Genomic DNA, 24665 nt, shown 5'->3' on the forward strand with positions numbered 1-24665 from the left:
TCCGAGATAAGCGCGCCCTTCATGTCCGGGCCGCAGAACGGCAGAGCCGGTTGGCCCGCTTCCCGGCGGCGTCATCTCCCGCCCCGCTCCTCCCCCGTCTCCTTGGGACGAAACAGCTTCATCTGCCGCTCTGCATGGCGGATAAACCAATAATCCAGACTGCTTACGTCTTCCTCCCGGTACATAAGAAAAATTTGATTCAGCGGGAACGGATTGTGCTCGATCGGAATCGCTACCATCTCTCCCGATTCGATCTCCGGCTGCATATACAGCGGACAGGATAGAAAAATGCCCATCGTGCTTTTGATCCAAAATTTAATCAGCTGCAAATTGTTCGTCTCATAATGCGGATCGTACAGCATATTCAAATCTTTGAAGGTCAGGTCGATTTTTTTGCGGGAAATGCTGTCCGATTCATACAGAATAAGCCGCTCCTTCAGAACATCCTGCAGGGTGAGCGTCTCGCGCTTCGCATAAGGATGATCCCTGGAAATCACGGCGTAGGCCGGGTGAGCATAGAGCAGCTTGAAGGTAATGTCCGGGGCATTGGCGGTATAGCGGGTAATGCCGATTTGGATATGCTTGGACTTGAGCATGTTCACCTGTTCCTCCGTCGAGTAGCAGTACACCTTCATCGCAATGCCCGGATGCTCGGCCATGAAGCTCTCCAGAATCGGCGGCAGCATCGTGCCGGCGAACGAATTGTTGCAGCCGAGCGACAGCGTGCCCGGCATCCCCTGCTTCAGCTGATCGACCGCCTCGCGCCCTTGATCCAACGAGTTCAGCGCGCTTAAGGCATAGGGCAGGAACGCGCTGCCTTCCTGCGACAGCCGAACGGTTCCGTTCGCGCGGATGAGCAGCGGCTTGCCGAGCTCCCGCTCCAGCTGCTTGATCCGGTGCGATACGGTTGGCTGAGGCAGGTACAGCTTCTCCGCCGCCTTGGAGATGCTGCCCAGGCGATAGATGGTCACGAAGGTTAATATTTGATCGAATGTCATACGGCGCGCCGCCTTTCCCCCAAAAATCCGCTCATCCGCCGAGCCGGCCGAAGCTGCGGGAAGGATATTCAAAAAATGAATAAGGTCATTCATTTTCGCTCATTTACTTGTCTTCTCATTCTTCATAGTATAAAAAATACAAGTATTTTTCCACTAAAGAAAGGTGACTTGCTATGAATATGGAAAAAGCGGTGCGGGCCGTCGGAATATACGGCGGCGGGATTTTTTTCGGAGTGATGTCGGTGGCGCAGCCGTTTTTTACCTTGTATGCCGAAGCGCTGGGCGCGTCGACGGCATTGATCGGGCTTATTGTCACGCTGCGCGCGCTCGTGCCGATGTTTATCGCCATGCCGATCGGCCAGATGATCGATACGATGGGCCCGATGAAAATGACGAAGATCGGCTGTCTCATGCTGATCGTTTCCTTGGGACTCATGTCCTTCAGCACGACCTTGGCCTTCCTTGCGGTATCCCAGGTGCTTCTCGGCACGAGCATGATCATTATGGCTTCCTCGCTTCAAGTGCTGGCATCGGACGGGGAGCAGGACAAAGCGCGGCGCAATAAAAACATTAACCGCTTCTCGATGTGGAACTCGGCCGGCAATATGGTCGGTCCGCTGCTCGGCGGATTGGTCGTAACGCAAGCCGGCTCGTCCTTGTGGAGCTACCGGTCGGCCTTCGTGGCCTCGCTCGTCGTCTGCTCCGTCTGCTTCATCCTGATTCTGCTCATCCGAACCCCCGACGGCGCGGCCAAACGGGGCGCAACGAAGGAGCTGTTTCAGCCTAAGGAAATGCTGAACAGTTACGTGAGCGGCATTCATCTGACCCGGCACCGGGGGGTTCAGTTCGGCCTGGTCGGCACGTTCCTGATCATGTTCATTCAAGCGTTGTACGCCAGCTTCATTCCGCTTTACTTGAACGGCCACGGCTATTCCGCCTTCGTCATCTCCTCGGTCATCTCGCTGATGGGACTGTCGGGCTTCGTATCCCGCTTCCTGCTCGGGCGGCTGATGAAGCTGGCGACGCTGGAGAAAATCCTGATCGTCGCCGGCTGTATAGCCTCCGTCTGCCTAATCCTCATTCCGGTCGCGTCCTTGCACCTGATCGGCATCGCCGTTCTTACGTTTCTGCTCGGCAGCTCCATCGGTATGAACCTGCCGATCACCATTATGATTATGGTCGAGGAAACGAAGGATAACGAACGCGGCAAGGTGATGGGGCTGCGCCTGCTGACGAACCGGCTGTCGCAGATGGTCGCCCCGGCCATGTTCGGGCTGCTCGGCCAGGCGCTCGGCTTGACGGCCGCCTTCTATACCGGCGGCGGCGTCCTGCTCGCTACGATGCTCGGCTTCGCGGTGTACAGCTCGCACCGGGCTCCCGCGGCGGACAGCGGGGAAGCCCCCGCAGCGGCGGGGGAATCGTCCGGCAGTGGGTAACGGCCCCCGTCCCCTGCCGCGGCGGACGCCCGGCTCGGAGACAAGGCTTGCAGCACGCATAAGCTTTCGCACCGTTTGCGTTGACGCAGCGGTCATGACGAAGCTGGAAGAACGGCTTGTTTACGAGCTGCCGTTCTCCGGCTTTTTGTTATTTATGTCCGGCCATCCCTGTGAGCATCGGCTGCATATCGCCTAACCTCAACGTAACATAGTGACTCTTGCGAAACTAAGTTTCAAAATTTTCAGTCATTTCCTGCTTGGACAAACTCGCTTATAATGAAACTTAGTTGACGGAAAGGAGCAAGATTCATTTGTTGTATGAGCTGCGAATTTATCATATGCATCCCGGCCGCATGCAGGCGATCCGCGACCGGTTCGCCCATTTCACCCTGCAGATTTTCGCCAGGCACGGCATGCGGGTAAACGATTTCTGGGAGGATATGGACGCGGAGAACAACCGCCTCTACTACGTGATGCAGTATGCGGACATGGAGGAGAGAGACCGCCAATGGGAGGCGTTCCGCAACGATCCCGAATGGCAGAAGGTCAAGCAAGAGAGCGAGAAGGACGCTCCGATCGTCGAGCGCATCGAGAGCATTTATATGAAGCGCGCTCCGTTCTTCCCGCAATAATAATACAAGGAGAGTGACATCGCTATGAAATACCGTAAACTTGGCAAAAACGGGCCGGACATTTCCGTTATCGGCTTCGGTTCTTGGGCTATCGGCGGCGCCGGCTGGGCCAGCGCCTGGGGCGACCAGGACGATCAATCTTCCTTCGAGAGCGTGCGCGCGGCGCTCGATGCGGGGGTTACCTTCTATGATACCGCCGCCGTGTACGGACTGGGACACTCGGAGGAGGTGCTCGGCAAAGCGCTCAAGGACAGCCGCGATAAAGTCGTGCTCGCCACCAAATGCGGCCTTGTCTGGGACGAGAATAATGTTATCTCCAAGAACGGAACGTACGAATCCGTCATCCGCGAGGCGGAAGCTTCGCTGCGGCGGCTCGGAACCGACTATATCGATCTGTATCAGATGCATTGGCCGGATACCGATGCCAAGGCCCCTGCGGAAGAAACGATGCGGGCGATGGACAAGCTCGTTCAGGACGGCAAAATCCGTTACGTTGGCGTGAGCAACTACAACGTCGACCTGCTGGAGCAATCGCTGGCCGTACGGCATGTCGACTCGCTGCAGCCTCCCTACTCCATCCTGAGACCTGCCGTAGAGAAGGAAATTTTGCCGTTCTGCCTCGAACGCGGCATCGGCGTCGTCGCCTACAGCCCGCTTACTTCGGGTCTGCTGTCCGGCAACTATACCTACGACACGACCTTCCCGGCCAACGACTGGCGCTCGCGCAACGCCGCGCATACCGGCGAAGGCTTGCGCAAGAACGTCGACAAGGTCGAGAAGCTCAAAGCGATCGCCGCCCGCTTCGATCTGACAATGCCGCAGCTCGCCATCGCTTATGTGCTCGCCCATCCGGCGCTCGCCAGCGCGCTCGTCGGCGTGCGCAAGCCGAGCCACATTCTCGGCGTGCTGCCTGCGGCCGAGGCCGAGCTCGACGAAGCGACTCTCGCGGAAATCCGCGCCATCGCGGCGGAGTGAAGAACGTACAAGAAAACGACAAACAAGCCGGCTCCGATTGAAGCCGGCTTCCTCTCTCATGGAAATATTTGGATAAATGTCCGTCCACCGATTGACATTATGCACGCTGCATTGCCCGCACGGATACGACCCCGGCTTAATAGGGTACTTTAAACATATACCTTCTCGTCTCCAACGGATGTCCAGTCGCCTTGGAAAGAGCCAATGCATAAATCCGCAGAGCAAAATTGATTACAATCGGAGCCAAGTATCCCTTCACTTCCTCTTCAATTCCGGTCAAATCGAACTGCTTCGCATCAATCACCAGCACTTTTTCCCCGTACTGCTTCAGGAAGGTTAACGCCCGTTCCTCCAGCGGTCTCGTTTCATCCAGCCCCATCAGCAAGATGAACGGAACATCCTTGTCGAGAATTTCAAATGGTCCATGGAAAAATTCCCCCGCATGTATCGCATGCGAATGCTTCCACTGCATCTCCATCAAGATGCAAATCGCAAAGGAGTAGGCGACGCCATAGTTTGAGCCGCTCGCCATCGTGTAGATGATCTTCTCGTCTTTAACCGATTCTGCATACGCCTTGGCAGGCTCTGTTACCTGCTTCATCACCCTTTCGAATACTGCACCGAGTTGTTCCAGGCTGCTGACCAGCTTCTCATACTTCTTGTTGCCTTCCTTCACGTACAAAAGCCCCATGGATAATCTGTATAAAATGGCATAGTTCATCATCTCCGGCTCCGGCTCCATGTGCCCCGCCGAAACCCAGCTGTAGTTGACAGTGTAATCCGACTCATCCGCCAGAGGCGCCGTTTCCACATACATCAGCGATACGGTCAATGCGCCTTTGCTCTTGGCGAATTTGGCCGCCTCCGTCGTTTCCGGCGTTTTCCCCTTATGCGACATAAGAATGACCAACGATTCCGTATTCAGCGATTGCGGATTGCGATGGATAAATTCGTTTGAGCTGAATATTTCCGAAGTGATCGCCGCCGATTCGCGATCCAGAAAGTATTTGCTGGGAAACATCAATGCGGAAGAGCCACCGCACGCTACGAAGAAAACCCGGCGGATCGTTCTGGTTTTAAAGGCCTCAAAAATCGTTTCCAGCTGAGCTGTTATGTTCTGATTAGCAGTCGTTTGTTTCAAGATAAGAACCTCCCGGTAATGGATTTGAACTTTACTGAGAAAGCAGTTTAGAGCCAATGCTCTTCAGGCTTTGGCGCACGGCAGCTTCTGGGTCCCAATTGTACTTAGGGGAAATATGCTCCAGTGTCAAATATCCGTTGTAGTTGATTGTTTTCAAACCATCTATAAAGTTGTCCAGCGAAAATTTGCCTTCTCCCCATGCCAAGTGAGCCGTCGTCAAGCCGTCCCCGTCAAGAAAGTGAACGTGGACCAGCTCATTGCCAAACGCAGCTCCGTACTCCTCGATGGTTTCGCCGGCCAGCACCATCGGAATCGTATCGAGCATCACCTTCATTGCCGGAGAATTCACTTGTGCATGCATCCTTTGGAGTGTGTCGAGATTATAAATCACATTCGAGCCGATATTGGACATCGATTCGAGGACAAGCGTAACACCCGACTGCTCCGCATCCTGCGCCAGCACATGCAGTGATTGCGCAGCCCGCTTCCATGCTTCTTCCTCGGGTTCGCTATAGAAGCCGAAACCTACAATAACTAGCATTTTCGGGCACTCGAGCGCGTTGGTTACAGAAATGCACTTCCGGAAATATTCGATGCTGCGCTTACGGCAGGCGTCGTCCTTCGCGGACAGATTAATCGGATAAATCGCCTGCTCCGGCGTAAAGCAAACCAACTCCAAATTTCTTTGCTTGATTTGCTTCAATACCCCAGCCACTTCTTGAGCCGATGCGTCATCTACGTACAGATGGGGAGTGCCCGCCCATAGCTCGATCGCTTCCAAACCGGTGCGAACCGTTGAGTCCAAAAAATATTCCAGCGGATATCGGTGGTAATTTTGATTCATATTGGCAAGCTTCATTCTAGGGATTCCCTCCTTACTCTCCGAGCACCTGAATATATACTTTGCGGGCCTTCGGCCCATCAAATTCGGCTAAATACACATCCTGGGCGTCACCGGTCACCATCTTGCCGTCCTGAACGACAAAGAGACAACTGTTGCCCGACAGCATTGATTTCAAATGCGAAGGCGAATTGCTGCCGGTCGCCCCGTACGAGGGCAGAAAATGCGCGTGCGCATAGGGGGCATCCTTCGGAATAAGCCTCTCGAGCGCCTCTTCAATGTCCGTTTCCACGCATTCAAGCCCCTCGTTAACCATGATGCCGGTCGTCGTATGGGCCGTAACGACGGCCGCCAGTCCGTTCGTCACCCCCGACTCGGCTACGAAGGCGCGGACCTCCTCAGTAATCTTAATCATTTGAAATTCAGCCCGCGTTCGGATTATGATGCTTTTCAGCTTGACCATCTTCACTCCCTACCTTTCCAGCCCGATAAATTTCAGCGCATTGAGACCGAGAATTTTTTGCAGCGTCTTGTCTCTGAAATGGAGTCCCTTGAGCGCAGGCAGCAGCCGTTTGGCCCGAAAACGCGGTGCATTCGTACCGAACATAACTTTGTCGGCAAGATTGCGTTCAATCCACAACGGTCCCATATTTCGCGTGAAAACCTGTTCGTAAAAATCTTTCGCATTATCCATATGCAGCAAAGACGTGTCCGTATAAATATTCGGATATTTCAGCAGCAGCATCACCGTCTCGTGAATCCATGGCCAGCCGAAATGAGCGAGGCACATCCGCAGTTTGGGATAAGCGATAGCCACTTCCTCGAAGTGCAGCGGATGGGAATATTTCGCTGGCGCGTCCGGCTGCCAGCTCATTCCCGCATGGAACATGACCGGCTTGTCGTATTTGAGACATATCTCGTAGATAGGCTTCAGCATCTCCTCATAGGGATAAAACTGCTGCTTGGACGGATGCAGTTTAAGCCCCTTCAGGCCAAGGCTTGTAAAAGCGTGCTCCAGCACTTCCACTGCATCCGGACGGTGGGGATCGACGCTGGCAAAGCCGATAAAACGGTCCGGAGCGAGATCAACAATGCTCTTAATCTCCTCATTGGTGATAATGCAGCCGCCATGCAGCGTTGTAATATCCTCGGGCAGCAGAACTGTCTTGGCCACATCCATGTAGCCCATCTCGATGAGCGCCGATTCCAACGGGTATGGAGACTGCTTGAAAATGCCGAATTGCTCTTTGCGGAAATTCAGTGTTTCCTTGTCTCCGCATATGTCTTTGTAAAAAATCGGATGGGAATGGACGTCGATGATCATCTTGTTTGCCCTGCCTTTCGTTGTTTGGTAGAATCCGGCCTTAATACGGCTCAAACCTGGCGACCACGGCCGAGGCGACCTCGGCTCCGCTAAGCAGGCAGTTTTGAAGCGTCATGCCCTGGAATACGCCGTACATGAAGCCGGCACAAAACGAATCCCCCGCTCCGACGGTATTTACTACCCGCTCAGCCGCAACGATACCCTCACGATAAAACCGGGTGCCGTCGTAGGCGAGGCTGCCTTGTTCGCCCAAGGTTACGATCACCGCGCGGGGGCCGAGGCGCTGCGCCCACCGCATATACTCTTTAATGAAATCATCCTCCTGCTCATAAGAGAAAAAGGCATAGTCAATGTAAGGCAGTGCGAGCTCGGCCTCTTCTTTAAATACGCGCGTCGAGAAGTCGAATACCGTCAGCAGACCGCGATCTTTGAACGCGGGAAGCGAACCGGTTACTCTCCCGGAAAAATTCGTATGCACGCAATCATGTCCAGCGATGAATTCAATATCCTCATCGGTTAAAGCGAACCGGACCATGACGCCTTCGATTTTCTCCTTATGAACCCTGTCGTTTCCGTTCAGATTCATTCGAAACATCGCCGTCCGCCCCTCGGCGACATGCAAATGGCTGATGTCAACACCTTCCCTGCGCAGCACGCCCGCCATCTGCCGGCCGTAATCATCGGTACCGACGACGCTAACCATCGACGTATCCGCGCCGAGCCGGCTTAGATGGATAACGAAATCGACGCTATTGCCCGTCGGATAAGAACGACCCAAGTTTTCGTATATATCCATGCAGCTTAAACCTACTCCTGCTACCCGCATAGCTGGCCTCCTTGCCTAACCATGTGATTGAAGCGGCGTCGGGCCGCGTTTTGCATCAAATCATACATGGGCTGTTCCGCTCCGGCGCAGCTGCGCTGTCCGCTTTGCGTCAATCTCCAGCGTCTCCGGGATCAGCACCACGCCGTATTCCCTGGCAGCTTCATCCGGCTTGACATAGCCTAAGCGCGCATCCTCCCGTACCAGTTCGGGGTCTCTGGAGAACGGGTCCATGTAGCCGCCACCGCCCGGCGTACTAATGATCACAGTATCTCCTTTGTTTATCGCCAATGTCGCCTTGGGCGGCAAATTCGTCACTTCGCCTGAAGCTGTAATATGGATGCATTCCGACGCTGCGCCTTCCTTACCTCCAAACAAGCCCCATGGTCTCGTTCTCTGGCGTTCAGACGTGATCGTAACGATCACATCGTCCGATTCCGAAACAATCTCCCGGGTAATTCCCACGCCGCCGCGGAATTTGCCGTACCCGCCGCCGGTTTCAGCAAACGAATACTTCTTCACGAGCAGGGGATACGATTGTTCAATAACCTCGGTCGGCGTATTGCGCGTATTCGTCATATGCGTATGCACACCGTTCATCCCGTCCAGTCCGAGCACAGCGCCTTGTCCTCCTCCGCAGGTCTCGATGTATGAAAAGTATTCGCCGGTCGCTTCATTAAAGCCGCCAAAGTTAAGTCCGTTCATCGAGCCGGAGCAGGCGGCGATAGCCGCCTCGGGAAGCACGGGAGCAAGCGCCCCGAGAATCGCGTCGGTAATGCGCTGCGACGTGTTACCATTGGCGTTGGAGACCGCTGCCGGGAATTTCGCGTTGACGACGGTGCCCTCCTTGGCGTGAACGCGAACCGGCCGATAGGCTCCGTCGTTCGGCGGCACCTCCGGGTCGAGCAGCGCTTTGACGGCGTAATAGGCGCAGGCGCTTGTAACGCCGATCGTCGAATTGATAGAGCCTCGAGCCTGCGGCGAAGTCCCTTCGAACGAGACGTGAATTTCGTCGTCCTTGACGCAAACCTGCACCGCGATTTTGATCAAATCCCGGGTGAGGCCGTCGCCTTCCAAATAGTCCTCGAAGGTATACGTTCCGTTCGGAACCTTGCGAATTGCCGCCCGCAGCCTCCGTTCCGAATAGTTCATCAGCTCGTTCATGCACGTTTCCGTGAAATCGGTCGAATACCGCTCGAACAGCTCCTTTAGACGGGTTTCACCGATTTTGTTGGCGGCGAGCTGGGCGTAAATGTCGCCGAGCATCTCCTTGCCGGTCCGTGAGTTTTTCGTCAAAAGTCGCAGCACCTCCTCGTCCATAACGCCCGCTTTACGCACGCGAATGGCCGGCAGCCTGAGCCCCTCCTGAAAAATTTCTGTCGTTTTGACCGAGCAGCTCCCCGGAGTCATGCCGCCGACATCAATATGATGCGCAATGTTGGCGGTTAATGCGACAAGCCGACCTTGATGAAATACAGGGGAGATCATGAAAATATCTGGAAGATGCGAGCCGCTAATATACGGATCGTTAATCAGGATCGCATCGCCTTCCTTCAGTTCGTCAGGCTTGTAGATCTTCAGCACCTCGCCGACAACGGAAGGCATCAGCCCCAAGTGAAGCGGAATATGCTCCGCCTGAGCCACCAGCTTGCCGTCCTTCGTGTAAATTGCCGTAGAGCAGTCCATCCGGTCCTTGATATTCGTGGACAATGCCGTTTTGATCAAAGCGACGCCCATTTCTTCGGCAATGGTATGAAAAGCGTTCTTCATCACTTCTATCGTGATGGCATCAACTTTTGCGCTCATGGTCCGTCCTCCCTTGGATTCGTTATGCGTTATACAAATGGATGAGCAGATTACCGTAATCGTCGGTCTCAGCTTTTTGCCCTGGATGGATGACAATCGTGGAGTCGAGCTGCTCAAAGATGGCCGGCCCTTCTACAACTGCTCCCGCACGTAAACCGGAACGGTTGTACACCGGCGTTGCCACAAATCGGCCGTCAAAAAACACCTGGCGGGAAGGTAGTGCCTCCTGCGTTTCCGAACCCCCTTCCCTTTTGTCGAAACGAATTTTCGGAATCGCCCCAATGGCGATCAGCCGAATGTTAACCAGCTCGACCGTCTCCTCCTCCCGGCTGAAACCGTATATTTTATGATGCATCCTATGGAAGTCGTTCACTGCCTGCTCCAGCATCTCCCCGTTCAGCTTCAGCCCCCGGATCGGCACATCGATTTCATACGCCTGGCGCAAATAACGCAGATCGAGCGCAACTTGCAGGTGAATCTCCCCGTCGGCGAAGCCTTCCTTATGCAGCTGCCCTCGTGCTTCCTCCGCCAGGCGGGCGATGACATCATTGGCATCATCCAGCTTTAACTGAGCGACACCGGACAGCACGGTTTGTACAAAGTCGTGCCGCACATCGGCCATTAACATCCCCATCGCGCACGTGATCCCGGGATTCGGAGGAATAATGATTTCCTGGCAGCCCAGCTCCTTGCCTATCTCGACGGCATGTACCGGGCCCGCACCGCCGAAGGCGACAAGCGAGAAGTTGCGCGGATCGTGTCCTTTCTCGATCGAAATGACCCGGATGCCGCGAATCATATTCGCGTTCACGACCTTGAGAATCCCTTCAGCCGCCTCTTCTATCGTAATGCCGAGAGGGTCGGCGATTTTTTCCTTCATCACCTGACGGGCCAGCTCGAGATTCATTTTCATCTTCCCATTCAAAATGTAGCCCGGATTGATCCGCCCCAATATAACGTTCGCATCCGTTACGGTCGGCTCCATGCCGCCTTTGTTGTAGCTTACCGGGCCCGGCACGGCGCCCGCGCTCTGCGGCCCGACGCGCAGCGCTCCCCCCACATCGATCCAGGCGATGCTGCCGCCTCCCGAGCCGATCGTATGCATTTCGATCATCGGCAGCTTGATCGGGCTGCCTTCCACCTCGCTCATGGTGGTGTACTGCGGCCTGCCCTTCTCAATCAAAGCGGTGTCGAGACTGGTGCCTCCCATGTCGATAGTGATCAGATCCTTATAAGGCGTCGTTTCCACGATGAACAATCCCGCCAGAATCCCTCCCGCAGGGCCCGAAAGCACCGTCCTGGCCGGAGTGTGCATGGCGCTCTCCGCAGTTATGATCCCGCCGTTCGACTGCATAATGTATAGCTCCGACCGAACGCCGATTTCCTTCAAACTGCCTACCAGACGATTCAGATATCCCTTCATCTTTGGCAGTACATACGCATTTGCCGCCACCGTGCTGGTCCGCTCATATTCCTTGAACTCGGGAAGTACTTCGCTCGACAGCGTGACATAAGCTTCTGGGTATTCTTCCTGCAACGCTTGCCGGATCATATTCTCATGGGTGTCATTCATGTAGGAGTTGATCAGGCATATGGCGACGGACTGCACGCCTTCGCGTTTCAGTCTGTGCGCGATCTCACGTATTTCTTCCGGATCCAAAGGCTCCAGCACTTCCCCGTTCGCCTTAATCCGCTCGCTCACTTCAATACGCAGATCGCGCGAGACAAACGGAACCTTCTTCCTTGCTTTGAAATCGTACAGCTTCGGGCGGGACTGCCGGCCGATTTCCAACACATCGCGAAAGCCTTTGGTCGTGAGCAGCGCGGTCTTGGCGCCTTTGCGCTCCAGAAGCGCGTTCGTCGCCACGGTAGAGCCGTGGATGAAGAACGAGATGTTCTTCACGTCAATTCCCGTTTGACTCACAATTTCGCGTACCCCGTTAATAACAGCTTCGGACGGATCGTGAGGAGTCGAAGGCACCTTGGCTACATGCACCTCGCCTGTTTGTTCATGAATGAGAGCAATATCGGTAAACGTTCCGCCGGTATCGACACCAAGGCGATAACTCATGTTGAACACCTCTTTAAGTTGTTAAGTTTAATCTTTCATGGAACCGCTTGCCAGACCGCTAACGATATATTTTTGCAGCGATGCAAAAATGATGATGATGGGCAAGGCGGCTATCGCGGCAACCGCCATCAAATAATTCCACTGCGTACCGAATTCGCCGGTAAACTTGCTGAGGCCCATCGTCAAAGGCCGCACGCTTTCATCGGAGGTGAGCGTCAGCGCAAAGATGAAGTCCCCCCAGCCCCACAGAAAGCTGATCGCGCCGACGGTAAGCAACCCCGGTGTAACAAGCGGCAGCACGACTTTCCAGAACGCCCCCGCCTTATGACACCCGTCGATCAGCGCCGCCTCCTCCACCCCGCTTGGCACTCCTAGAAAATAAGGACGAAGCACCAGAACGGCAAAAGGCAACGTATGCGTCGTGTTGGCAATCACAAGTGCCGTATAGCTGTTGACAAGCTGCACCTTGGAGAACACGATGAACAGCGGCATCGCCACCATAATGCTCGGCAGCATTTGTGTAGCGAGGAGCACAATAAGCACGGCTCCCTTGCCCCGAATCGGCAGTCTGGCGAGGCCGTAAGCGGATGGCGAGGCCAGCAGCAGCGTAAGCAGCATCGTCCCGGTAGCAATGATAAAGCTGTTTCCGATGTAGCGGAAAATCCCGGTGTCCGCGACAAAGTTGTGCACGTACGCTTCCAGCGTCGGCGACACCGGAATATAATGCGGAGGATAAGCGAACAACTCGTTCATCGGTTTGATGGAGGTGACAAACAGCCAGTAGATCGGAAACAGATAGACAAGCGTTGCCGCAGCGGCTGCAGCAGCCGTAATATAGCTGCGGGCGCTGTATTTGCCGGATGCGATCATGACTTCTCCTCCTTCCGGGACATCCAGAGGTACACCGATGCGAGGGTAATCAGAAAGACGAACATCAGGCTTGCCACTGTCGATCCCATGCTGATTTCATAGTTGGTAAAAGCAAGCTTGTAAGCGAACAGTGGCAGCACCGTCGTCACGTTTACCGGCCCCCCGCCGGTCATGACGAAAATCAGATCAAACACCTTGAATGTGTAGATCAGCACAAGCATTAACACGATAAAAATAGTCGGCCTCATCAGCGGAACGGTAATTTGCATGAACTGCCTAAACCGGCCGGCTCCGTCGATTTTGGCGGCTTCGTACAGCTGATCCGGCAGCGCCTGCAACCCCGCAAGCAAAATGAGCATGTTAAACGGAATGCCGATCCATATATTGGCGATTGTCGCCGCCGTCAGCGCAGTACCCTGATCGGTCAGCCAAAACACTGGCTTATCAATCAGGCCGAGCATGATGAGCAGATGGTTGAATACCCCGGAGTCCCCCGATAAAATCCACTTGAACAACGTACCGGTAATGACAATCGGCATCATCCAGCCAAGCAGAATCAGAGAGCGCATCAAGTCCCGTCCGGGAAACCGGCGATGGAAAAACAACGCCAGCGCAAACCCTAGCCCGAATTGAAATACAAGACTGCCGGCCGTGAAAAACAGCGAGTGGCGCACAGAGTCCATAAAGAGCGGATCGGCAAACACTTTGGTATAATTGTCCCATCCGACAAAGCGGTGGCCGCCCTTCAAATTCATTAGCGTAACGTCCTGAAAGCTAATCCAAATATTATATAATATAGGGAATATAAGGAATGAAATAACAAACAATCCTCCGGGAAGAACGAACATATAGTTGGTCCAGCCCGCCCGTATCCTCCCAGGAGCCGATTTGGAGACAGCCCGCTCTGTCTTGGGCAATGCCTGATCCGTCATGGAGCTTCTCCCTCCCACGCTTCGATTGGGGGAGGAGCTTCCTCCCCGTTATAATGTGATTTTTCTTTATTGCAGCAGGGGCTTGATCTTGCCCGCCGCTTCCTTCACCGCGTCCTCCGGCGACTTCACACCGGTTACGGTTTGCTGAACCATATCCTGCACCGCCTCCGAAATTTTCGGATAGTTCGGTCCGTAGGCCCGCGCTTTGGCGTATTGATGCTGATCCGCAAAAATCTTCATATATTTGTCCGTTTGCCAATAGGAGTCGTTGATTAAATCTTTGCGGCTCGGAATTCTTGCTCCGCCGATGAGCAGTGGCTTCAAATATTCCGGCTTTTGGGAAAACTTGATGATGTCCCACGCAATGTCCTTGTGTTTGGAGGTAGCTGTAATGGCCCAGTCGTCCCCGCCGAGAATCGTCGCTTTTTCTTTGCCGGAAGGCAAGTCGGCCAGTCCCCACTTAAACTTGGCCTCATTAAGCGCAGGAAGCTGCCAAGGGCCGCTTAACACCATCGCTACTTTTCCGGCCATGAATTGCAGGAAAGTAGCCTGCTGATCCTGCGTCAAGACCTCTTTGGACATCGAGCCGCTAGCCACCAGATCCTTATACAGCTTGAGCGTATCTACCGTTCCCGGGTTATCGATGTTGGTCAAGTCGGAGCCGGCCTGCCAGAGGAAGGGGAGATACTGGAACGTTAGCTGCTCGCTTTTCGGAGCGGCGATGGCGAGGCCGTACACACCGTTGCCGCTAAGCTTTTTCGCCACAGTCTTCAGTTCATCCCATGTTTTGGGCGGCTCCACCCCGGCTTGCTTGAGAAGATCATCGTTATAAAATAAACCCAAATTATTGTTGCTCACGGGAATCCCGTAGTTTTTGCCTTTATACATTGTTGCATTCCACGGCGCTTCGAAATATTGATCCGCTTCCCCCCATGCCTTCACCTCTTCGGTAATGTCGGCAAGTACTCCGGCGGAGGCGAACGCCTGATGATCCGGCCCGTCGATCATAACTATGTCGGGGAGCTGGCCGGCGGCCGAGCCAAGCAGCAGCTTGTTTTTAATATCGGCGAACGGAACGAACGTTCTCTCGATTTTTACGTTTGGATGCTCCTTCTCATATGCGGCAATCAGATTTGTTAGAGCATCGATCATCGCCTGATTCGGCTGAAAATCCCACCATGTAATCTTGACCTGCTCATTCGGCGGATTCGACATCTCTGCCGATTCTTTGGGAGCCGGCGCGCTGCCCGTTTCGGACGAGCAGGCTGTGACGAACGAGAAAATCAGAGTAAGTGAAGCGAGCAACCATTTTTTCTTCATTTCAACTTGCCTCCTTTATGACCATTTACCGTGTTGGACTGAGGATGTTTCCGGAATGTCCTCTTGACTTCATTATAGGTCAGCAGGCGCTAATGAAATATAAACAAACTTAAGAGGATCATATATACAAATTTAATGTTCGTCCGCAGCTATCCTTGGGCGATGCCCATGTAGCAAAAAGAAGACGGCTAGTTACCGTCTTCCGTCTGCAAAGCACTTCATTATTCAACATGAATGTATGTCCGCGCTCGCTCAGCGCATCATTGTTCGGCGCCAATGCGTATCGTGATACGGGTTCCGGGTGAAGGTCCTCCGGATTCAATATTCATCCGGTACGTGTCGCCGAACATCAGCTTGAGCCGCGAATCGACGTTTTTCATACCATAGCTTGAGCCGCTCATCACTTCTTCCTCCCAAAGCCCGGAATCGATCAAGCACCGCTGGCTTGCAAGCACCTCCTCCGGCATGCCGACCCCGTTGTCCGAGACCGTCAGTACGATCCAGGAGCCGTCCATTTTCCCGGAGACCCTAATCATCCCTTTCGTTCGCAACCGGCGAATACCGTGCAAAAGCGCATTTTCCACAAGCGGCTGAAGCACAATCTTGCTGATTTTGTATTCTTGAACCTCGGGCGCCAGACGAAGCTCGTAGTCGAAGCGGTCCTCCAGACGAATTTTATGAATATCCAAATAAATCCGTATCATCTCGAACTCCTCGCGCAGCGTAATCGTTTCGCTTCCCTTGCTCAAGATGATCCGGAACAGCTTGGATAGTCCTTCCACCATCCGGCTGATTTGGGGCTGGTTGCTGTCCAGGGCAAGCCAGTGAATCGTATCCAGCGTATTATACAAAAAATGCGGATTGATCTGGTATTCAAGCACCCTTAGTTCAAACAACCGCTTCAGATGCTGCTGAACGGAAACGTCCTCCAGCAAATCTTCGATATGGGAGGCCATTGAATTAAACGTATTGCCTATGATGCTGATCTCATCGTTACCCCTGATCGTGATCCGCGTCCCCCACTGTTTCTTTCCGAACTGTCGCATCGCCTTCAGCACGCGCCCGATCCGTCGCGACAACACCGTCGCTCCGAATAAAGAGACACCTAACGCCACGATGAGAAATATAGCATAACCATATTTGAGACTATCGCTAATAGCCTTGGTCTGCTCGTGAATATACTGGTTGTCCAAACCGACAAATAAATAATTTCGCATTCCCGTTGCGGACGACTCCTCCATCCGTTTGACGATCATCCTCCATGAGCTGCCCCGGAATGATACGTCCGACTGTCGGTCCCCTATTTCGGCAAAAGGAAGAACCTCGCCTTCCTCCGCGGAAAATTGCCGCCCGTCGTAAACCATCCGTCCTTTACCAGAAGCATCGTATAGGCCAAATATCATGTTGCCAAAATAATTATAAGTATCGAATGAGCTTTGAATTTCGTTCAAAGAAAGATTAATGACGACGTGCCCGATCACTTGCTGGGGCATCGTAGTCCCGTATATTTTTCTGGCAATCGTAATCATATTGCTCTCCTTGGTTAACGCGTCGTTAACGCTCCATGGCAACGGGTCGTCGAAATCCGCTTTCAGCAATCGGGAAGCCAGAATATCCTCCGGGTAAATTTGATAATTTTGCGCCGTGCTTAAATACACATTGCCCTGCGTATCGATGATCGCCAGCGAGTAGATATTCGTCCAGACGAGACGGTACCGGGACAACAGTGAGAGCATTGCCGCCTGATTGTCATAGAGCGTCTGCAGCTTCCTAAGCTCGGCGTCCGGTGTAGGGGATTCGCCCTGGGCCAATCTATCGCGCCAACTGGATGTCAAAATCCGCTGTACGTCGGGCTCAATGATGAGTTGGTTGGTCAAGGTAGTGACGACCCCGAAGAGCGAACCGATCTCCCGGTTTACCGCATGCTCCAGCCCAAGCAGCGTATTGTGAATTTCGCTGGCCTTCTGTTGGACTTGCCGGTCGGTCAACTGCTGGATAACGAACATTAAGAGCAGATTAGGAATGAGAAGCAGTAAAAGAAGCTTGATAAAAATCGTTCGCGACATCGTGTTATACCAGCGATTTAAACGATAACGGAGGCGATCAATCATTGGGAGGAAAGTCCTTCCTTGTAATCGGATGGGCTTTTTCCGATCCACTTTTTAAAATAACTGCTGAAATACAAGTGGTTGTCGTAGCCGACTTTTTCGGCGATTTCGGAGATTTTCAGATCCGATTCGTGCAATAGCTTTTTCGCTTGCTCCATGCGCAGGCGCGCCAAATACTGCATGCATGAATAACCGGTCGTCTTGCGGAACATTTGCGTCAAATAGTTGGGATGCACATAGACGAGATCGGCCAAATGCTGCAAATTGAGACTCCCGTCGGCATAACACTCCTGCATATGCGCAATCACTTTGGTGACAATCTCGCTAGGATACTCCTGCCGGCGCGGCTCGAGTGCGGATACGCATTCCTGGAGCCACTGGTTCATCCGATCCATTAATCCGGTTCTCGGCAATCCGGCAAGCTGCGGCGCGGCAAACGGCAGCTCGAGCTCGCGAAATAATGCCTCCAGCGACTCGATCAGCTTGTAAAAGGAATGGAATACATAGTCGGAAGGCGCGGGGCTTGCGGCAATCGCTTCAATCATCAGCCGTATATTGGTCCTAGCTTCTTCCCGGTCCCCTGCGCGCATGGATACGCGAAGCTTCTGTTCGAGCTCCAACGGGTAGAAATGCCGTTCCTTGCTGGATTGCTCCATCGCTTCGCAGGCCTCGGCAAATATTTGGCGGAATTGCAGCAGATTGGCCGCTCTCGATCCCGTCCCGAAAACTACCGGAACGCCCAGCATTCTTGCCGACATATCTGCGAACTGGACCGCTTCCTTCCGCAGCCGCTCCGGCTTGTCCTCGCATACGCCAAACGCCAGCGTGCATGAATCCTTGAGCAGCACGAACCCGCGATACTCGGCCAGCACCGTCTCGGTGAACAAATGCTTGACCGCTACGGAATAGAGCAGGGAATCCCGTTGAGACATAGGCCGTCCCGTCTCTTGCAGACGGATGACGCCGCCGGAGAGCAAGGTCCCCTTCAAATCAAAATCAAAGCAATCGGCATGCTGAAGTATATCCGTGGATGAGATGAGACGCGACTCGAGTAAATCGGACAGCAGCTTGTCCCGGACGTACAAAACACTGCTTGCATGGCGCTGCTCCCATCGGAGCAAATCCATCTTACGCAGCTTCTCCTGCTCCACCTCATGGCGAATTTCGTCCAACGCATCGCGAAGCTCTTCCCGATTAATCGGCTTGGTCAAATAACGGCACACCTTCAGGCTGATCGCTTGCTGTGCAAGCCGAAAATCATCGTGACCGGACAATAACGCGCATTTGACGCTCGGATACTTCGCATTTACCATCCCTATTAATTCAAGGCCGTCGACATATTTCATGAAAATATCGGTAATGATCAGATCAGGTGGCGCAGTCTGGCTCTCCAACCATTGCAAAGCCGTCTCCCCGTCATCCGCCGTCCCCGCGACCCGATAGCCCAAATCACAAATCATCCGCTCCAAGCCCCTGCGAATCAAAGTTTCATCTTCGACAATCAGAATCTCCATAGTGCGAGCCCCTCCCGGCGTGTAATAAATGAAGACTCATCTCTTGCATACTTACCATCAGTGAACCTGAAAGCGAAACCGGTCTCCTCGAAACAACGTCTTGACGTATTCCATAACTTGATGATCCTCCGAATAAACGACCGCTGTCATCAGAAACAGCGGAGCACCGGTTTTGACGGAGAGCAGCTTGGCTTCCTTTGTCATCGCCCGGGCCAGCTCCAGCGTTTTGCTTGAATAGGCGGGGCGAATGCCGTATTTGCTATCAAGCAGGTGGTAGAGCGATTGCTTCGCCAAGTCTTCCTTCTCGAGGCCGGGACAGCGTTCCCCTGATAAACAGGTCGTTTCAATCGCAACGGGAACATCATCGCTTAACCGTAGCCTGACAATCTCAATCATGGAGGCGCCTTCAGCCATTCCTGACAACTCAGCCAGCTTTCCCGCAGCCTTAATCGCTCTCGCGCTGACAAGCCGCGAGCCAACTCGCATGCCTCGCGAGTTCATACGATCGGTAAAACTGGCCACATTGACGAGCTCCCGGTCGATTTTTCGTTCGGCTACAAAGGTCCCTTTCCCTTGACGACGCACGAGCAGCCCCTCCTGCACAAGCTCGGCAATCGCATTTCGTACCGTTATCCGGGCAACGCCGTATTGCTTGGCCAGCTCCAGCTCGGTGGGAAATCGTTCTCCGGCCTGCATCCCCCCGCTTTCGAGCATCGTCCGAAATATTTCTATGAGCTGTACATAGAGCGGCATATCCGTTCTCTGATCCATCAACTGGCTGCCCATCTGCCTATCCCCCCCATACCTATCGAATGGCTCCCGTCCTTAGATTCCACAACCCGTGTAAACCGTTCGGAACATATGACATAAAAATTGTCCTATAGTGCATCGTGCTTAAGCTACTCTATACATAATGTTATCGCTTTCATTTTAGCAAAAAAAGAGCTACAAGAAATACTTCTTCCCATACCCAAGACAAATTTGTTTTATAATGTTCTATTATTTTATTATAAAGTTCTTGTCCGATCGCGTCAACGACCGGTCCCTTCCGGAAAAAGAGGAAACTCCTCCCCCAAACAAAGTCAGTCAAGCTTACCGTCGAAGGTACCAAGTGACATAATAACTGTAAATTTGAGCATGATACCACACATAGGATGTTCCCCATAAAGTTCAACCATCCTTCCTCAGGTACAAGCTTGATGATTACCTCCACTGTTTAAAAACCTATTACATCTAATTTCGCCATAAAATCCCTCGCTATATTAACAATCCATACACCAATAAATAAAACAACATTCTCTCATATTTTCTCAAATCCTTCTTCTCTTCCTCTATCTGATTCCTCAGCAAGTTACCGCGGCTGGGAACCGAGAGGGTTTAATTAGGAGTAAGACGTCTGTGAATCCAACGTTTAGCCAGTTCCGCTTCTGTCAAACCTAGTAGTTGTTCCTCGTACGTTTCAATCTCCCTCCGGGTATCGTTAATCAGATGAATTAACATCATTTTCTTGAGATCATAGTCATTCGCATAATCTAACAGTGAACCATACCAAATATCCAGCTCTTCAAAGGCATGGTCCGATTCTCCAAGGGGGCGGTATAAAATCGTACCGACTTCTTCAGCGTTTATCGTTAGTATAACATCGAAGAAGTCCATGCCAGTTTCTTGAGTGATGTATTGCTGAATCGCTTGTAGAGGCAGCTTAGAAATGAGATATTTCAGCGGGATCACCTCACACAGAATAATGATACGCAATTAAGTACCAGCTTCATTTCTATTATATGGTACGTTTTTGCGTATAGCAATCATTACCTATATCCGTGCATAGCAGGTGATCCTTTTGGGCAAAAAAGTGATTATAAACATAACAAAGCTTACGCAAAAGCATCATATCTCTTTACGTGAGCTTTCCAGATTATCCGATGTGCGTCATGCTGCATTAAGCGAGCTTTCTAACGGCAAAAGGGAAAATATTCATTTTAGCCATATCGAAAGAATCGCCGAGGCGCTGGACATTAAAGATATTCGGGAGATTATAGATTTGATTGAGGTTGATGATTAATTGCGGGTTCGGGGGCTTTCGGTAAAATGAGAATATCCGCCGATTGCCCGGCGGACCTCTCGATTGACCTTGCCTTATTTTTCGCCGGATTTATTGTAATCAGCGGTGAATTCCTCGATAATTTTGTCTCCGCCATTTTTCCGCCACTTCTCTACCGCGTCATTCCAGCCCTTATCGTCCAGCTCGCCCAGTACATATTTCACTTGAGCGTCGGTAATTGCCTTCTTGAGATCCGTGCCTTTTTGCGTATTCGTATCGGATAACAGAGAGGCGCTCAGGTCTACTACGCCCAATTTGCTGTTGTCGTTGAAGAGTTTATCGATTTTTTGCTCCAATGGCGTTTTCTCCATCGTTACGCCGCCAAACTGGCTGCCCCAGCGGAAGTTTTGCCAATCCTCGGAACCTTTGGAGCCGGCGATTTTCTTCGCTTTCCCGCCTTCAAGCGTGTAATCCGTGCCTTCGACGCCCGCATTGATCAGAGACAGCATCGGCTCGTCGCTCATCTTATCGATGAAGGCAAGAATTTGCTTCAGCTTCGCTTCGTCTTTCACGCTAGACTTGGGAATTGCAATGAGAGAATCATAACCGACGGTACCCCTGACCCGCTGTCCTTGCGGTCCGTCGAAGTTTTCCGCAACCTCCACCTTCACCTTGGGGTCCTGCTTCATCATATCCACATGCCGTGTAGCCGCATCGTCGATCACCGAGAAGTACATGCCGGCTTTCCCTTGGTTGAAATAATCGTATTTTTTGGCGATAGGGAAATCCGGGCTAATTATTTTTTCGCTTACCATCTTTCGATACAAATCGAGAGCCGTCATAAATTCCGGGTACAGGAAGTCCGGCGTTACCTTGCCATCCTTCAGCCCCCATCCGTTCGGACCTCCGGCGTAAATCGTCAGCTGCTTCAATAATTCCATCGTCGCATCTTCCTGAATGCCGAACGTGTTCTTCTTGCCGTCCTTGTCCGGGTCATTCTCCGTAAACGCCTTGGCCACATTGTACAGCTCGTCAGCGGTCTTGGGCATCTGCAGCCCTAAATTATCCAACCAGTCTTGCCGGATAATCATGCCGTAACGGGATATGACGCGCTCGCGAGGAATTCCATACAGCTTGCCGCTAATGCTTGCGTTCTTTTGTGCGACCGGGTTCATTTGACTCAAATTTTTGAAATCTTTCAAGTACGGTGTCAGCTCCCAGAACACACCCGACAGCTGCGCATTCAGGTTAGCGGTTTCCTTATTCTTGCGAATCAGGATCACATCCGGCATATTTCCCGAGGCGATCGTTGCGCTGACCTTATCGTCATAGGCAGTACCGGCGCCCGGCACCCATGTAATATCCAGCTTCGTATTCGTATACTCTTCGATCTTCTTCAGGAAAGGGCTGTCCTTTTGGGGCGGCTCGGCCAATTGTTGAATCATCATTACCTTCAGCTCCAAAGGCTTGTTGGCTGAAGAGGCAGTCTCAGCAGGCGCCGCTTTATTGGAAGAGCTGCATGCCGCCACAAGAGAGGCGGAAAGACAAGTCATACACACGACATTGAGCAGTTTCATGGACTTACGGACTGAGCTTTTTCGGTTCATACGAATTCTCCTCTTTATTCATCGATTTGTTGTCTAACCTTTAACTGACCCCAGCAATGCACCTTTAGCAAAATGCTTTTGAAGAAACGGATATACGACAAGTATCGGTAATGTGGATAATACAATAACGGCCATCTTCACCGTCTCCGCCGGAGGAGGAATAAAATCCTCGCCGAACTGTGCGGAGTCGCCAATCCCCCCTTGAGCTAGTATTACGATCTGCCTGAGCCATACTTGAATAGGCCAATAAGCATTATCGTTGATATAGAGAATCGCGTTGAAGTAAGAATTCCAGTGGCCTACCGCATAAAACAAAGCCAATGACGCCAGTACCGGCGCCGAAAGCGGAAGCACGATGCGGAACAGAATGGCGATATCGCTGCAGCCGTCGATTCTGGCGGCCTCTTCAAGCCCGTCCGGGAGCTGCTGGAAGAAGCTGCGCATAATAATCAGGTTAAAGGCGCTGATTAAACCGGGAACAATCAAGGCAGCCGGGTTATCGAGCAGCCCTGTTTCCTTTACCACCAGATAAGTCGGAATCATCCCGCCGCTGAACAGCATGGAGAATACTACGAGTTTCATGATCAAGCTGACGCCCATGAGATCTTTTTGCGCAAGCGGATAGGCCATCAGCGCCGTAAAGAACAAATTTGCCATTGTACCCGCTACCGTAATGAAGACGGATACGCCCAAACTGGATAAAATCACATCGGTTGAAAGAATATATCGATAACCGACGAGTGACAGCTTTGTAGGAAACAGGATAAATCCTTTTTTGATCAATTCCGCAGGCTCGGTTATTGAAGCCGCCAGGATATAAATAAACGGAACGACACATACCGCCGCAATCAGTATTAGAAGTAAGTAATTGATCCCGTCCAGCAATCTGCCGGCGATGCTTTTATCCGCCATAACCGCGTCCTCCTCTCGATTAGTAAATGCCTTCTTCGCCAAACTTCTTGGCCAGACGATTGGCAATCACTACAAGCAGTAAGCCGACAGCAGACTTGAACATGCCGACTGCAGTGCTGTAGCTGAACTTGCCCTGCGTAATCCCTGTGCTGTAAACATAAGTATCGAACACTTCGCCAATTTCCCTGTTCATCGGATTGACCATCAGGAAGATCTGCTCGAAGCCCGAATCCATAAAATGACCGATCCGCAAAATAAGCAAGATAATAATAGTGCTTCGGATGGCCGGCAGCGTTATATGCCACATCTGTCTCCAGCGTCCCGCTCCATCCATCTTGGCCGCCTCGTACAGCTGCGGGTCCACGCCGGCGAGCGCCGCGAGGAAGATGATCGTCCCCCAGCCCGTATCCTTCCAAATCACCTGCGAGGTGATGATCGTACGGAACCAGTCGCTGCTGAGCAAGAAATTAACGGGCTCCATATTTGCTTTTGCCAACATGCTGTTGACGATGCCGTTGTCTGTAGAAAAGAACAGGAAGCTGATCCCGACGACTACAACCCATGAAACAAAATGCGGGATGTATATCATCGTTTGGATAAACCGTTTGAATACTTCCTTGCGAACCTCGTTAAGCATTAATGCGATGACAATGGGCATGGGGAAGAAAAACAAAATATTGTATATCGCTAAAATAAACGTATTGCGGAAGAGCATCAAGAAGCTTTCGTCCGTAAAAAACGTCTCAAAATGCTTCAAGCCCACCCATTTACTGCCGAAGAAGCCTTGGAACGGCTGATAATCTTGAAAAGCGATAAGCACGCCCCACATGGGCACATACTTATATATCAGGAAATAAAACAATCCCGGCAAGAGCATCATATAAAACCAACGATGGCGCTTCAGCCGTCGCATGAATCGTTCATTCTTCGTAAGCGTTCTCACGGAATGGGCCGATCCCGTTATTTCCATGTCCGATTCCTCCTTTTTTGTTTATCCGTTTGTCGTACCTGGACGGCTTGAATCCAATGTACTAAGGATGCTCGTTCCTGTCGACAATCCATATAGCAGATCCTTGCAGCTGCGGATAAAAACGTTGATGCGGCAAGGGTTTAGCGGCATTCATAATCCATACGGCAGATCCGGATAATCATTAGAGCAGACAGAACAAATGGCTGCGCATCATTTCCCTAGAGTAAAGGGCAGAGAAATCTGCCCCTCCTCATCAAACCGTACGTGAGGTTTTCCCTCATACGGCTTTCCGATGTTCGTCATTCATGTGCATGCAGATTACAAGAGCGTTTTAAGTCCATATT

Annotated in this window: 22 protein-coding genes; 4 read left to right on the forward strand and 18 right to left on the reverse strand. The window is 52.3% G+C overall.

The features are described 5' to 3' along the window. Positions 1–71: 71 nt before the first annotated feature. Complete coding sequence (locus N0M98_RS29245; protein ID WP_259619976.1) at positions 72–998, reverse strand: LysR family transcriptional regulator; 927 nt, start codon at positions 996–998, stop codon at positions 72–74. A 173-nt stretch (positions 999–1171) separates the two neighbouring features. Here N0M98_RS29245 and N0M98_RS29250 point away from each other — a divergent pair, with 173 nt between their 5' ends. From N0M98_RS29250 to N0M98_RS29260, 3 genes are all read left to right on the forward strand, one after another. Then, positions 1172–2434, forward strand: a complete 1263-nt coding sequence (locus N0M98_RS29250; RefSeq protein ID WP_249861204.1) for an MFS transporter — start codon at positions 1172–1174, stop codon at positions 2432–2434. 311 nt (positions 2435–2745) lie between these two features. Next, positions 2746–3066, forward strand: coding sequence for an NIPSNAP family protein (locus N0M98_RS29255; protein ID WP_259619977.1), 321 nt, complete (start codon positions 2746–2748; stop codon positions 3064–3066). 24 nt (positions 3067–3090) lie between these two features. Continuing rightward, positions 3091–4041: an aldo/keto reductase gene (locus N0M98_RS29260; protein WP_249861202.1), complete on the forward strand. Its 951-nt coding sequence runs from the start codon at positions 3091–3093 to the stop codon at positions 4039–4041. 136 nt (positions 4042–4177) lie between these two features. Here the strand turns inward: N0M98_RS29260 and N0M98_RS29265 are convergent, their stop codons facing one another. From N0M98_RS29265 to N0M98_RS29330, 14 genes are all read right to left on the reverse strand, one after another. Then, complete coding sequence (locus tag N0M98_RS29265) at positions 4178–5182, reverse strand: SIS domain-containing protein (protein WP_375295563.1); 1005 nt, start codon at positions 5180–5182, stop codon at positions 4178–4180. Positions 5183–5213: 31 nt separating this feature from the next. Beyond that, positions 5214–6041, reverse strand: coding sequence for a sugar phosphate isomerase/epimerase family protein (locus N0M98_RS29270; protein WP_249861201.1), 828 nt, complete (start codon positions 6039–6041; stop codon positions 5214–5216). Positions 6042–6057: 16 nt separating this feature from the next. Beyond that, entirely contained in the window at positions 6058–6486 is a 429-nt protein-coding gene (locus tag N0M98_RS29275; protein WP_259619978.1) for a secondary thiamine-phosphate synthase enzyme YjbQ, read from the reverse strand. Positions 6487–6495: 9 nt separating this feature from the next. Further along, entirely contained in the window at positions 6496–7347 is an 852-nt protein-coding gene (locus N0M98_RS29280; protein WP_259619979.1) for an amidohydrolase family protein, read from the reverse strand. A gap of 40 nt (positions 7348–7387) precedes the next feature. Continuing rightward, positions 7388–8173, reverse strand: a complete 786-nt coding sequence (gene frlD, locus N0M98_RS29285; protein WP_249861198.1) for a fructoselysine 6-kinase — start codon at positions 8171–8173, stop codon at positions 7388–7390. 60 nt (positions 8174–8233) lie between these two features. Further along, complete coding sequence (locus tag N0M98_RS29290) at positions 8234–9976, reverse strand: hydantoinase B/oxoprolinase family protein (RefSeq protein WP_249861197.1); 1743 nt, start codon at positions 9974–9976, stop codon at positions 8234–8236. Between the two features lie 22 nt (positions 9977–9998). Continuing rightward, on the reverse strand, positions 9999–12047 hold the full coding sequence (locus N0M98_RS29295) for a hydantoinase/oxoprolinase family protein (protein WP_249861196.1): 2049 nt from the start codon (positions 12045–12047) through the stop codon (positions 9999–10001). Positions 12048–12074: 27 nt separating this feature from the next. Continuing rightward, a complete protein-coding gene (locus N0M98_RS29300) occupies positions 12075–12917 on the reverse strand; it encodes a carbohydrate ABC transporter permease (RefSeq protein WP_249861195.1) in 843 nt (280 codons plus the stop codon). Then, positions 12914–13849, reverse strand: coding sequence for a carbohydrate ABC transporter permease (locus N0M98_RS29305; RefSeq protein ID WP_259619980.1), 936 nt, complete (start codon positions 13847–13849; stop codon positions 12914–12916). The genes N0M98_RS29300 and N0M98_RS29305 overlap by 4 nt, the downstream gene beginning before the upstream one ends. Before the next feature lie 66 nt (positions 13850–13915). Further along, positions 13916–15169, reverse strand: a complete 1254-nt coding sequence (locus N0M98_RS29310) for an ABC transporter substrate-binding protein (protein ID WP_249861192.1) — start codon at positions 15167–15169, stop codon at positions 13916–13918. A 260-nt stretch (positions 15170–15429) separates the two neighbouring features. Continuing rightward, a complete protein-coding gene (locus tag N0M98_RS29315; protein WP_259619981.1) occupies positions 15430–17235 on the reverse strand; it encodes a cache domain-containing sensor histidine kinase in 1806 nt (601 codons plus the stop codon). A gap of 41 nt (positions 17236–17276) precedes the next feature. Beyond that, positions 17277–18791, reverse strand: a complete 1515-nt coding sequence (locus N0M98_RS29320) for a response regulator (protein ID WP_249861190.1) — start codon at positions 18789–18791, stop codon at positions 17277–17279. 57 nt (positions 18792–18848) lie between these two features. After that, the gene (locus N0M98_RS29325; RefSeq protein ID WP_249861189.1) at positions 18849–19577 is read right to left on the reverse strand and encodes a GntR family transcriptional regulator; all 729 of its coding nucleotides are present in this window, start codon (positions 19575–19577) and stop codon (positions 18849–18851) included. Positions 19578–20168: 591 nt separating this feature from the next. After that, entirely contained in the window at positions 20169–20546 is a 378-nt protein-coding gene (locus N0M98_RS29330; RefSeq protein WP_249861188.1) for a hypothetical protein, read from the reverse strand. 85 nt (positions 20547–20631) lie between these two features. Between N0M98_RS29330 and N0M98_RS29335 the strand changes: the two genes are divergently transcribed. Next, complete coding sequence (locus N0M98_RS29335) at positions 20632–20853, forward strand: helix-turn-helix domain-containing protein (protein ID WP_249861187.1); 222 nt, start codon at positions 20632–20634, stop codon at positions 20851–20853. A 74-nt stretch (positions 20854–20927) separates the two neighbouring features. Here N0M98_RS29335 and N0M98_RS29340 read toward each other — a convergent pair whose 3' ends face one another. From N0M98_RS29340 to N0M98_RS29350, 3 genes are read right to left on the reverse strand one after another with little or no spacing between them, the layout of a single operon-like run. After that, complete coding sequence (locus N0M98_RS29340) at positions 20928–22439, reverse strand: extracellular solute-binding protein (protein ID WP_259619982.1); 1512 nt, start codon at positions 22437–22439, stop codon at positions 20928–20930. A 33-nt stretch (positions 22440–22472) separates the two neighbouring features. Beyond that, positions 22473–23351 (reverse strand): carbohydrate ABC transporter permease, encoded by an 879-nt coding sequence (locus N0M98_RS29345; RefSeq protein WP_249861185.1) that lies wholly within the window; start codon positions 23349–23351, stop codon positions 22473–22475. A gap of 19 nt (positions 23352–23370) precedes the next feature. Then, positions 23371–24321, reverse strand: coding sequence for an ABC transporter permease (locus N0M98_RS29350; protein WP_259619983.1), 951 nt, complete (start codon positions 24319–24321; stop codon positions 23371–23373). Positions 24322–24665: the final 344 nt, after the last annotated feature.

Source organism: Paenibacillus doosanensis, from assembly GCF_025060755.1.
Taxonomy (GTDB): Bacteria; Bacillota; Bacilli; order Paenibacillales; family NBRC-103111; genus Paenibacillus_S; species Paenibacillus_S doosanensis.

Bases quoted from the DNA above. Each gene is read 5' to 3' on its own strand.
- N0M98_RS29245 (WP_259619976.1), bottom strand. From the start codon at position 998: ATGACATTCGATCAAATATTAACCTTCGTGACCATCTATCGCCTGGGC.
- N0M98_RS29250 (WP_249861204.1), top strand. From the start codon at position 1,172: ATGAATATGGAAAAAGCGGTGCGGGCCGTCGGAATATACGGCGGCGGG.
- N0M98_RS29260 (WP_249861202.1), top strand. From the start codon at position 3,091: ATGAAATACCGTAAACTTGGCAAAAACGGGCCGGACATTTCCGTTATC.
- N0M98_RS29270 (WP_249861201.1), bottom strand. From the start codon at position 6,041: ATGAAGCTTGCCAATATGAATCAAAATTACCACCGATATCCGCTGGAA.
- N0M98_RS29275 (WP_259619978.1), bottom strand. From the start codon at position 6,486: ATGGTCAAGCTGAAAAGCATCATAATCCGAACGCGGGCTGAATTTCAA.
- N0M98_RS29280 (WP_259619979.1), bottom strand. From the start codon at position 7,347: ATGATCATCGACGTCCATTCCCATCCGATTTTTTACAAAGACATATGC.
- frlD (WP_249861198.1), bottom strand. From the start codon at position 8,173: ATGCGGGTAGCAGGAGTAGGTTTAAGCTGCATGGATATATACGAAAAC.
- N0M98_RS29290 (WP_249861197.1), bottom strand. From the start codon at position 9,976: ATGAGCGCAAAAGTTGATGCCATCACGATAGAAGTGATGAAGAACGCT.
- N0M98_RS29295 (WP_249861196.1), bottom strand. From the start codon at position 12,047: ATGAGTTATCGCCTTGGTGTCGATACCGGCGGAACGTTTACCGATATT.
- N0M98_RS29300 (WP_249861195.1), bottom strand. From the start codon at position 12,917: ATGATCGCATCCGGCAAATACAGCGCCCGCAGCTATATTACGGCTGCT.
- N0M98_RS29305 (WP_259619980.1), bottom strand. From the start codon at position 13,849: ATGACGGATCAGGCATTGCCCAAGACAGAGCGGGCTGTCTCCAAATCG.
- N0M98_RS29310 (WP_249861192.1), bottom strand. From the start codon at position 15,169: ATGAAGAAAAAATGGTTGCTCGCTTCACTTACTCTGATTTTCTCGTTC.
- N0M98_RS29315 (WP_259619981.1), bottom strand. From the start codon at position 17,235: ATGTCGCGAACGATTTTTATCAAGCTTCTTTTACTGCTTCTCATTCCT.
- N0M98_RS29320 (WP_249861190.1), bottom strand. From the start codon at position 18,791: ATGGAGATTCTGATTGTCGAAGATGAAACTTTGATTCGCAGGGGCTTG.
- N0M98_RS29325 (WP_249861189.1), bottom strand. From the start codon at position 19,577: ATGGGCAGCCAGTTGATGGATCAGAGAACGGATATGCCGCTCTATGTA.
- N0M98_RS29340 (WP_259619982.1), bottom strand. From the start codon at position 22,439: ATGAACCGAAAAAGCTCAGTCCGTAAGTCCATGAAACTGCTCAATGTC.
- N0M98_RS29345 (WP_249861185.1), bottom strand. From the start codon at position 23,351: ATGGCGGATAAAAGCATCGCCGGCAGATTGCTGGACGGGATCAATTAC.
- N0M98_RS29350 (WP_259619983.1), bottom strand. From the start codon at position 24,321: ATGGAAATAACGGGATCGGCCCATTCCGTGAGAACGCTTACGAAGAAT.